The organism is Microcystis sp. M44BS1, from assembly GCF_020244875.1.
Classification (GTDB): Bacteria; Cyanobacteriota; Cyanobacteriia; order Cyanobacteriales; family Microcystaceae; genus Microcystis; species Microcystis panniformis.
Window position 1 is genome coordinate 1 of record NZ_JADBVM010000206.1, and the last position, 11,740, is coordinate 11,740.

Genomic DNA, 11,740 nt, shown 5'->3' on the forward strand with positions numbered 1-11,740 from the left:
TACTGACCAAATTTATGACAGTAGCGATACATATCTCACTGGGGAATATATTTCCAGTCAAACACCCTTAGCAGCAGATGGAAGCTATACCATTACCCGTAATGTAACTTTACCTAGTACGGCAACAGGCGATCGCTATTTACTCTTCAAAGCTGACAACTATAATTATCAAGGGGAGACAGACGAAAATAATAATGTCTATTCCCTACCGATTAACATTTCCGCGTCTGACCTCCAAGTTACCTCAACTAATGCTCCGACAAGTGCCATTTTAGGGGAAACAGTTGAATTAACTTGGACTGTCACTAATAACGGTACGGGAGAAGCTCCCAGGGATTGGTACGATCGAGTTTATTTGTCCAGTAATCAAACTTTAGATGGCGGTGATGTTCAAGTTACGTCCGAATGGGTCTCCAGTCAAACTCCCCTAGCTGCGGGAGCGAGTTATACCATAAGCAAGAACGTTGCCTTACCTAGTTTTAACCCCGGCAATCAATACTTATTATTTGTTGCAGACCGGGACAATTATCAAGGGGAAATCAATGAAAATAATAACCTGGCTGCGGTTCCTATTACTTTAACCGCTCCCGATTTAATTGTTTCTAATGCTTCCGTACCCGCAACCGGAACAGTCGGTAAGAGTATTGAAGTTTCTTGGACAGTACAAAACCAAGGGACAAGCGCCGCTCCCACGGATTGGTATGATCGCATTTACCTCTCCAACGATGCTATTTTTGATGCTAATGCCGACACTTACATCACCCAAGAATTAATCTCCACCCAAACACCATTAGCCGCCGGTGCAAGTTACAGCATTACTCGCAATATCACCATTCCTAACTTTGCGACAGGAAACCGTTATCTAATATTTGTCGCTGATGGGTCGGGAGGTCAAGGGGAAACTAACGAGACTAACAATACTCGTGCTGTCGCCATTAATCTCAATGCTCCCGACTTAGTAGTAAGTGATATTACCGCACCAGTTGAATCCCTATCTGGACAACCAATTGAGATCAATTGGACTGTCAAAAACCAAGGAGCAGCAACCGCAGAAGGAACTTGGTATGATTATGTGTATTTACTTAATACGGCCACCAATTCCACTCAGTATGTCGGAGTTTTTGAATATTCAGGTAGTTTGGCTGCTGGAGCGTCCTTAAATCGGACTCAATCCTACAGCGTTCCCCTCAGTCTAATCGGTAACTATCGAGTGGTTGTAACAACAGATTATTACGGACAAATTGCTGAAGGAACGCAGAACGAATCGAACAATACTACTACAGATGATCGCTCGATTTCCCTACAACTGGCTCCGGTTCCCAATCTACAAGTTACCGGCGTAACTGCACCATCGACGGCTTTTTCCAGTCAAGAAACCGTCGTACAATGGACAATCACTAATACAGGAACAGGCGCAACGAATGCCCCCATCTGGTACGACATAGTATATCTATCGCTGGATCAAGAATTTGATAACACAGATACCTATTTAGGGCAGGCGACCAACATCAGTTACTTAAATGCGGGTGATAGTTACAACAATAGTTTAACCGTAACCCTACCTCGCGGTATTGATGGCAATTACTATTTCCTCGTACAAACTGATGTTTATAACTACGTTACCGAAGTTGGTAATGAAGGGGATAATTGGGGGTCTGGTGGGCCAACAGATGTTAATTTAACTCCACCTCCCGATTTACAAGTAACGGCGGTTAATGCTCCTAATGGAGCCTTCTCAGGACAACCAATGAACCTGAGTTGGACTGTCACTAATGCTGGCACAGGACGCACTTTAGAGACCGCTTGGTGGGATCGGGTGTTTATGTCCGAGGATGAAACCTTAGACGAACAAGATTATCTTCTGGGCAATTTCTATCACAATGGCGCATTGAATGCGGAAGAAAACTACACGGGTTCAGGGACAGTGAATCTTCCTGTTGCCGTGGCCGGGGATTTCTTCTTCTTTGTGCAAAGCGACATTTACAACAACGTCTATGAGCACGTTTTTGAGAATAACAATAGTGGCTACGACACCACAGCAACGAACATTACCCTAACGCCACCACCAGATTTAGAGTTTGAATCCTTAACGATTCCGAACAATGCTCGTTCTGGTAACAATTTAAGCATCAGTTATCGAGTCACTAACTTTGGAGCCACAGAAACCCCGAATTATTATTGGACCGATACCTTCTATCTTTCCAGCGATAATCAACTAAATACGGCAACGGACATTAATTTGGGTAGTGTCGGCCAGTATGGCATTCTTTATCCAGGTGATGGTTATGATCGCACGGCTAACTTTGCTTTACCCAATACCTTAACTGGCACCTACTACGTCTTCGGCGTAACTGATAACAGCGATCAAGTCTTTGAATTGGACAATGCCAATAATGTCATTCAAGGAACCAATCAAGTACAGATTATCTCTCAACCTGCGGATTTAGTGGTTACTGATGCTGTTATCCCTACTTCTGGAGAAGCGGGTAAACAGATCGTTATTCAGTGGACGGTGAAAAATCAGGGGACTGGCGATACCATCGCAATCAGTTGGAGCGATCGCCTAGTGGTTTCCGGCAATGATGTTTTGGGTGATGGGGATGATGTCACGCTGGCCACCATTAGCCATAGTGGACTCTTAGCGCCGGATGCCAGCTATAGCCAGACAGAAATCATTGATTTACCTTTTAGTCTCGAAGGCGATTATCAGCTATTCGTCGTCACTGATTCGGCTAATAGCGTTTATGAAGGTAGCAATGAGGGGAACAATGCCTCTAGTGCTTTTCCCATCACCATCTCTCGTGATACTCCCGATCTCCAAGTTACTAGCATTACTCTGCCAAATACTGTAACTCCCGGACAGCCGCTGACCCTCAATTGGACGGTGGCGAATTTGGGGGTAGGACGTACTAATAGCAATTATTGGTACGATCGAGTTTATTTGTCTTTAGATAAAAATGTCAGCGGTGATGACATTAATTTAGGGTCGGTTTATCGTTCAGGAGCCTTAGAACCATCAGCAAGTTATAGTGCCACGGGTACTTTCTCCCTTCCTGTTAATTTGAACGGTAGTTACTATGTTCTGGTGCAAACTGACCGAAATAATAACGTTATTGAAGGTGCATTTGAAAATAATAACGTTTTAGCCAGCGATAGTATTAGTGGAGGCGGTTCAGGAACCGGAAGCCTACCGATTACCCCCGCTCCTTCTGCTGATCTTGCCGTTACTTCTGTCGATGCGCCGGAACAGGGAATTGCCGGACAATCTCTGAGTTTAACTTGGACGGTTGTTAATAATGATGCCAATACGGGTCAAAGTTGGTATGATGCCGTTTATCTATCCCGTGACCAAGTATTTGATCGCAACAGCGATGTTTATTTAGGCTATCGCAACCATACGGGGGGATTAAATGCAGGAGATAGTTATACTGCAACTCAATCTTTTAACATACCGCGAGGCTTAGGGGGACGTTTTTACGCTTTCGTGGTGACGGACGGCGGTTGGAATGCTGTCTATGAACGGTTAGGAGAGATCAATAATGTTAATTATGACGGATTCTCGACGGAAATTATTATTCCTCCACCGTCGGATTTAGTAGTTACTAATATTGCTACTCCTAGCAGTGGTATTCCCGGACAAAATATCAGTATTAACTATACTGTACAGAACCAAGGGACAGATACTGCTTACGGAAGTTGGACGGATGCCGTCTATCTTTCTGCCGATAATCAGTGGGATATTGGAGATGTCCTAGTTGGCCAGGTGAATCGTTCGGGGGATGTGGCCACCGGCGCAAGTTATACAGAAACCCTTAATGGCGTGGTTCCGGGGGTTAATTTAGGGGATTACTATGTCCTTGTTCGTAGCGATATTCGCAATCAAGTTCCCGAAGTCAATGAGGGTAATAATACAGGTGTCTCCAATGCGAAAATTGCCCTTGACGTAGAAGCTTTAACGCTAGGAACGCCCGATACTGGGGATTTAGACCAGGGGCAGTCAGTTTACTATCGTTTCAATGCCACTGCTGGTCAGGCGATTCGTCTGAAGTTAGATAGCAGCTCTAATCAATCTTTGAATGAATTGTATGTGCGTTATGGCGCAATGCCAACGCGGGGACAGTTTGACTGGACAACGACACAACCCTTTAACACCGATCCAGAAATTGTAATTCCCATTGAACAAACGGGAACCTACTATGTGCTGGGCTATGGTGATCAGGTTTCAGGAAGTCCTAGTTATGAAATTCTAGCCCAAGAGATTCCTTTCTCTATTACTGACGTAGCGAGTCGGAAAATTGGTAATTTTGGTGAAGCTACCCTGGAAATTCGTGGCGCAAGGTTTTCTACCGATACGACATTCCAACTCCGGGCCGCTGATGGTAGTCTGATCACCGCCGAGAATATCTATCTAGAAAATTCCACTCTAGCCTACGCGACCTTCGACCTCTTTAATGAAACCTTGGGGCTGTATGACGTTCAAGCAAACCAGGGTAATAGCACTGCACGGTTAGAGGATGTCATCACGGTTCAAGATGCGAGTGGTTTTGACTTGGATTCCAATATTACAGGGCCAGAGGAAGTCCGTCCGAACCGCAATTATACTTTCAATGTTAACTATGGCAATACGGGAGATACGGATACAATTGCTCCTCTGTTGATTATTGAAAGTGTTACCAATACCCAAGTAGGAACGACTTTAAAGGGACTGACTTCTGATGCGCCATTGCATTTATTGGGTGTGAGTAACGAAGGCCCACAGGGTATTTTGCGACCGGGGGATATCAATGTTCTGCCTGTGTATTTTAACAGCAACACTGCCCCCATTGAATTTCAGGTTCGTACCTACTCGGCAGACAATACCACAGCTATTGATTGGAATAGTTTTGAAGCCTCAATTCGTCCAGAGGGATTAACTGATGCTCAGTGGGATAGCTTCTTGAGTAACATTGTGCCTCGTGTTCAGACTTATGGCGACTATGTGAAGATGCTCAATGATATGTCATCTCAACTATCTGCTGAGAATGAGCCAATTTACGATGCAAAAGATTTATTTGCACGAATGTATGCAGTTAATCCAGAGTATCAGCCATCGTCCAATCTATCGGGTCAATTACTAGATGCAGAAACAGCTAATCCTCTAGCTGGTGTAGAGATTGGTATTTACCAAGTACGCGAAAATAATCGTCGTCTGGTGGGTAAAACAATTACCGATGAACAGGGGGATTTCACGATTTCTTCCGTGGAGTCTGGGGACTATGAGTTAGCTTTAGGCGATCGCAGTTTTGATATGGATCGGGATGGCATCGTTGATTGGCAGCCTCCTAGTTACACCATTATTGATAATGAAGATACTAAGAACATCACGATTTATGCCGTCAACAACAATGATCAGCCTGTCCATATTAATGATGCTAATGCTGTTCTTGCTATCTCTGACGGCAATACCCATATTCTTTGGGATAGAGACGGTAAACTCTGGCATTCTTACTTTGATGGCACTAATTGGGTTAATGCAATTCAATTGACAGACGCAGCAGTTACCAACTTTAATTTAGAAGCATCTGATTATCTCATCAATGGTAATAGCCCCGGCTTAATAGCAACTTGGCAACAGGGAGCAGGGAATGAAGCAGAAATCTACTACGCCATTAGTCGTCCTCGAAATGAAGGGGGTTTTGAATGGTCTGAGCCAATTGCATTAACTAATAATAGTATCAGTGATGCCAATCCTACTTTATTTGTGACAAATACGGGTCAAGCTTTATTTACCTATCTCAAATCAGATCAAACAATTCAAGATGACACCGATCTGTACTATGACTTCGTTGATATTACTGCGAGTTCTTTAAGTCAATTTTTCTCTAACTCAGAGCAAATTTCCACACAAGCTGCTGGATTAAATTATGCTTTTCAGTGGAGTTTCCCCCAAACACCAAAGCAACTACCAGGTAAGATCAAATTCCAGGGTAATCTTTCTGGACAATTGGGGTTATCTGCTGGTAGTGAACAAGTTACCGGTAGTGGACAAATTGGCGCTCAATTTACATTTGATGGGCCTTCACTCCGTTCCTCAATTAGTGGCAGTGGACAGATAGAAGCTTTATGGAAGTTAAATAAAGAAGAGTGTGATTGGATTTTTGAAAATGCCACAGGTAGCTGGTCTGTTGGTGGGTCATTCGATTGGAAAAACGGCATTGTTCAACTTCTCAAACTAGCTGGGCCTGGAGGATATATTGCTTCTCAATTTTTGGATGCTTGGCTAACTGTAGTTAATGATAATCCTGGTGGATGGAGTATAGAAGCTGGAGTTAATGTTAATATTGGCGCTCAATTCAATCAATTAAGATGGACTGGAGAAGAACCATTTCCTAGCTTTCTGCTGCCAGATAGCATAGGAGAAGCCTCACTGAAAGTTGGTTTTGGCCCATATGTGCAGTTTGGCTACGCCAGTGATGCTCAATTAAAAGCATCTGGTTATATCAACTCTGACTTTGATGTGGTTCCCAACTTTCGCCATAAGGAGACAAAAGGTGGCATTAAACTTGAAATCATTTATGCTAGTGGACATAACTGGTCATTTGAGTTATCGGCTGATCTACTCACTTCATCTAGTTTGGCAACTTTTGATTCAGAATTTACCACCCTTAATGCTATTAGCCCCAGCAGTACCGATATCCCGGAAGGCGTGAGGATAGAATTTGCATATCAACCCGAACGAGTAATTGGTACAAGCAATATTTACGGCAATAACAGTGTACTTGCCAATGTTGGTAGTGATTTATATGCAGATGGTCAATCTGCAATTACACAAAATGCTGATGGTCAAATTGTGATGGCTTGGACTAAGACTGTTGATCCCAACAGTAATCAAGTCGGGAATCAGGTAGTTGTTGCACAATTTGATGGTAGTCAATGGAGTAACCCAATTGAAATTCCTCATAGTATTGGGTTTAACGATGATATTGCTATTATTAACGATGATGAAAACCAGTTGTTGCTGGTTTGGTCAAAAGCACAATCAAGTAATATTACTGCCAATCTAACTCAGGAGGAGTTTTTAGCAGCTTATCGCGCCCAAGATATTTATTACTCTCTGTATCACAATGGTCAATGGTCTTCTCCCACATCTGTAGATGTTAGGGTAGGCAGCGACAGTAATGTGGCTCTAGGAAAAACAGCAAATGGAGATGTTGTACTTGCTTGGATTAATTATAATGAGACTGCTAATCAATCAACAATTTTAAGTGCATTTTGGAATGGTCAAAACTGGACAAATGCCCAAACAATATTAACGACCAATGCAGTAGGCAATTTAGAATTGAGTAAACTTGATGATCAAACGGCTTTATTCTGGACTCAAGACATTAATCCCGACCCAACAATCACGGAAACGAGTGTATTTTACAGTGTTTACAATGAAACTTGGCTAACACCAGTTCTATTTAGTCCTAACCTAGCGTTAACTTCAACAAGTCACTCTACTACATCTGATTTGACAACATCGGAAGCTGAACTATTTAGCCAAGGAAGTATTATCAGTGGACTAATCCCAATAGATGAGGAGCTTTGTGAATGTAAGGAAGGAGATCCTGAATGTGATGATGACGATGATGACGACGACGATGATGATGACAACGATGATCCCCCGTACAAACCTCGTCCCGTTCAACCCAGTGATCCCAATGACATCCTGGGTCCCGAAGGCTTTGGCGAAGATCGTTGGATCGACACTGATGAACCCCTCCGCTATACCATTCGCTTTGAAAATGTCGCCACTGCCACTGCCCCCGCTCAAGAGGTATTCATCACCCAACAACTTGATGCCGACCTCGATTGGCGTACCTTCCGGGTTGATGATTATGGTTGGAGTGGTGCTGTCTATGAATTAGAAGGTAATCGAGCCTTCCATAGCACCCGCATTGACTTAACTGAAACCCAGGGTTTCTATGTAGATATTGCCGCCACCATTGATACCCTCACAGGCATTGCGACCTGGCGCATCAGCACCGTTGATCCCACCACAGGAGAAGCCCCTCTAGACGCACAACAGGGATTCCTACCCACCAATGACGAAAACGGGCGTGGCGAAGGTTTTGTGACCTATAGCATCCGACCTAAATCTACCGCAAAGACGGGGGATGTCATTGACGCTGAAGCCGAAATCATTTTCGACACCGAAGAACCCATCAAAACCCCGCCCATTTTCAACACCCTCGACACAGACAAACCCACTAGCCAAATCAATAGCCTGCCAGAAACGACTGATAATCCCCAAATTCTCGTGAGTTGGACGGGGAGCGACACTGGTTCCGCTTTAGCTAACTACACCATCTATGTTTCTGACAACGGCGGTGACTATACTCCTTGGTTAACCAATAGCACCCTGACCGAATCCATCTACCAAGGACAACTGGGGCATACCTACCGATTCTATGCCCTCGCCACCGATAATGTTGGGAATACCCAAGAAATTCCCACCACAGCCCAAGCCACCATTCGAGTCACGGGTGGAGTGGGGACTATCGGCGACTTTGTTTGGCTTGATGCTAACGCCGACGGTATTCAAAACCCCGGAGAATTAGGAATTGCCAACGTAACAGTCAAACTTTACGACAACGCCAACACGCTTATTGCCACTGCGACTACCGACGCAACGGGTTCCTATAACTTCGACAACATCACTTCGGGTGAGTATTACCTCGAATTTACCGCTCCTGAAGGCTATCTACTCAGCCCATTAAACCAAGGCAGTGACGACACACTGGATAGCGATGTTGACCCTTCCACCACTAAAACCGCTAACTTTGCGGTCAATGCAGGAGAAAATCTCTCTTGGGATGCCGGTCTGTATCAATTAGCAAGCATTACTGGTCAAACCTGGAACGATGTCAATGGTGATGGCGTTAAACAATCCACTGAACTAGGCTTGTCGGTTTGGACTGTCTATTTAGATGCTAACAATAATGGGCAACTTGACACGGGAGAAACTTCCACTCAAACCGATGTTAACGGTAACTACACCTTTAATGATCTACGTCCAGGAACCTATACTGTTGCCCAAATTGTCCAGGACGGTTGGCAACAAACCTATCCTATTTTCAGCGTCAGTACCACCGGCTCTAGCGTTTCTTTAGCCATTCCCACCTTAGATTTCATTGTTCCTTTCACCGACGGACCAACGGAACTCAACTTCAGCGCCGCTAATTATCTGGTTGCCGAGGACGGGACTGCCCTCGCCGAGATTGTTGTCAGCCGTAGCGGCAACCTGGCAGGGACAGTGTCCGCTACCCTGACCTTTGCCGATGGAACGGCGACGGGATGCGGTTGCGCCGCTAGTTCTGTCAATAATGACTTCAATCACGCGCCGATTACAGTTACCTTTGCGGCAAACGAACTCAGTAAAGTCATTACCGTCCAAAACGCCCTCCTCAATACGCCCAATACGATTCGGATTCGTAACGACGCTAAAGTTGAGGGCGACGAATACTTTACGCTCCAATTAACCAATGCCACTAACGGGGCAGTGATTGGGAATCAGAGCCTAGCGACGGTCACCATTGTGGATGACGAGTCCCCCTCGAATTTACTAAATAGTTCTCCAACCGCTAACACAAATATTGACCTATCCAGTGCTTTAAACAGCAACGCCCTCAGCCTGCTCAACCTCAATGACTTCTGGGCCGATTCTCGCTTCGCTAATATCACCGGACAAGGCTATAGCACTGTCATCATCGACACCGGCATTGACCTTAACCATCCCCTCTTTGGCCCGGATTTAGACAACAACGGCATTGCCGACAAAATTATTTATCAATACGACTTTGCCGATAATGACAATAATGCCAGCGATAAAAACAATCACGGCTCCCATGTGGCCAGCATTGTTTCCTCTGTCGCCCCTGATGCTAACTTAATTGTTCTCAAAGTCTTTAAAGATAGCGGTTCTGGCTCCTTTGCCCACCTCGAAAAAGCCCTGCAATGGGTCAACAGTAATGCGGGAACCTACAACATCGCCTCCGTTAACCTCTCCCTCGGCGACAGTCAAAACTGGACAACGGAAGTCGGACGCTACGGCATTGGCGATGAATTAGCGGCGATCGCCAACCAGAATATTCTCGTCGCCGCCGCCGCTGGCAACAGTTTCTACACCTTTAATAGCACTCCCGGACTGTCCTATCCCGCCGCCGACCCCAACGTTATCTCCGTCGGCGCCGTCTGGGCCGATGACTTTGGCTCCCGTACCTTTGGCAACGGCGCGGTCGATTACGCCACCTTTGCCGACGCGATCGCCTCCTTCTCCCAACGTCATCCCCTCCTAGACGTCTTTGCCCCTGGTATTTTAATCACCGGCGCTAATGCGACCGGCGGCACCATCAGCATGGGCGGCACCTCCCAAGCCACCCCCTACATTTCGGCGATCGCCACCCTCTCTCAACAGATTGCCCAAACCTATTTAGGGCGAGAATTAACCTTAAGCGAATTTAAATTCCTGCTAGACACAACGAGCGATCTGATCATCGATGGCGACAACGAAGCCGATAACGTGGTCAACACCGGCAGTTCTTACCCCCGCGTCAATGTCTTAGCTATCGGGGAAGCGATTCTGACCCTTGGCGACGGTTCCCCAGGCTCTCAATCCGGCAACACAGGCAATGACGGCGCTGGCGACTCTCCCTACGCGCCCGTCAACACCGTGAGCCTGGTTCATACCGTCACCCTCGGCGCCGGCCAAGTTCTCGAAAATCTCAACTTCGGTAATCAGGAAATTCCTAATACAGACTTAACGGGATTGGATATTGACGGCAACGGTCAGTATGATGCCTTATCCGATGGCGTTCTCCTCCTCCGTCACCTATTTGGTGGCTTTGAAGGGGATGACCTAATCAATGGGGCTGTTGCCACCAACGCCCCCCGTAACCTCACCGAAATTAACACCTATCTCCAAACCAGCATCGAGAGCGGTTACTTTGACATTGACGGTAACGGCGTGGTAGATGCTCTCTCCGACGGGATTATCGCTATGCGCCACCTCTTCGGGGGCTTTGAAGGCAACACCCTCATTGACGGGGCGATGTCTCCCGACGCGACAAGGGACTTAGCAGGAGTTCAATCTTATCTAAACACCCTCACCATCCTTTAAACCTTACATAAAAAGAAAACATTATGGCTAGTCAAATTATTACCTTATCTCTAGAAAATCCCAACACCAGTTTTGGAATCGGTGAACAAATTGTTGTCAACGTAACCTACAACGTAGACAACGCCGACGCAACTTTAACCGGTATTGGCTTTAGAATTCATTTTGACAATACAGAGCTACAATTCGACGGCGCCAACGTTGGGTTTACCCAATCCCTATTTGGATCAGTTAATGCGTCAAACGAAGTCGGCAATGATAACGACCCCGAGACCAATCAAAGCGTCAACTGGCGCTACGCCGATTTTTTTGGTCAATGGCCAAATACAACCCTACCGCTAAGTTTAGGCTCGCTTACTTTTACAACCCTAAGTGACTTTGATGGCACTAACCTCAATGTTACCTTTTCTTCTACCGCCTCCAGTTTTACTGGTATTGGTAATTCACTGGCATTAGTCAATGATGTCAATGAAACACCCACAGATTTAGTCTTAAGTGCGACCACAGTAAATGAAAATGTTCCCCCCAATACAGTAATTGGAACATTTTCCAGCACAGACCCCGATACTGGGAATACCTTTACCTATAGTTTAATAGCAGGGA

At 45.5% G+C, this 11,740-nt stretch carries 2 protein-coding genes; both read left to right on the forward strand.

Features of this window, described 5'->3' with window-relative positions:
• A partial coding sequence (locus IM515_RS16400) for a CARDB domain-containing protein (protein ID WP_287629059.1) occupies window positions 1–11,140 on the forward strand: 11,140 nt, incomplete at its 5' end.
• A gap of 23 nt (window positions 11,141–11,163) precedes the next feature.
• Window positions 11,164–11,740, forward strand: a 577-nt coding sequence (locus IM515_RS16405) for a cadherin repeat domain-containing protein (RefSeq protein ID WP_287632915.1), incomplete at its 3' end; no start/stop codon positions are given.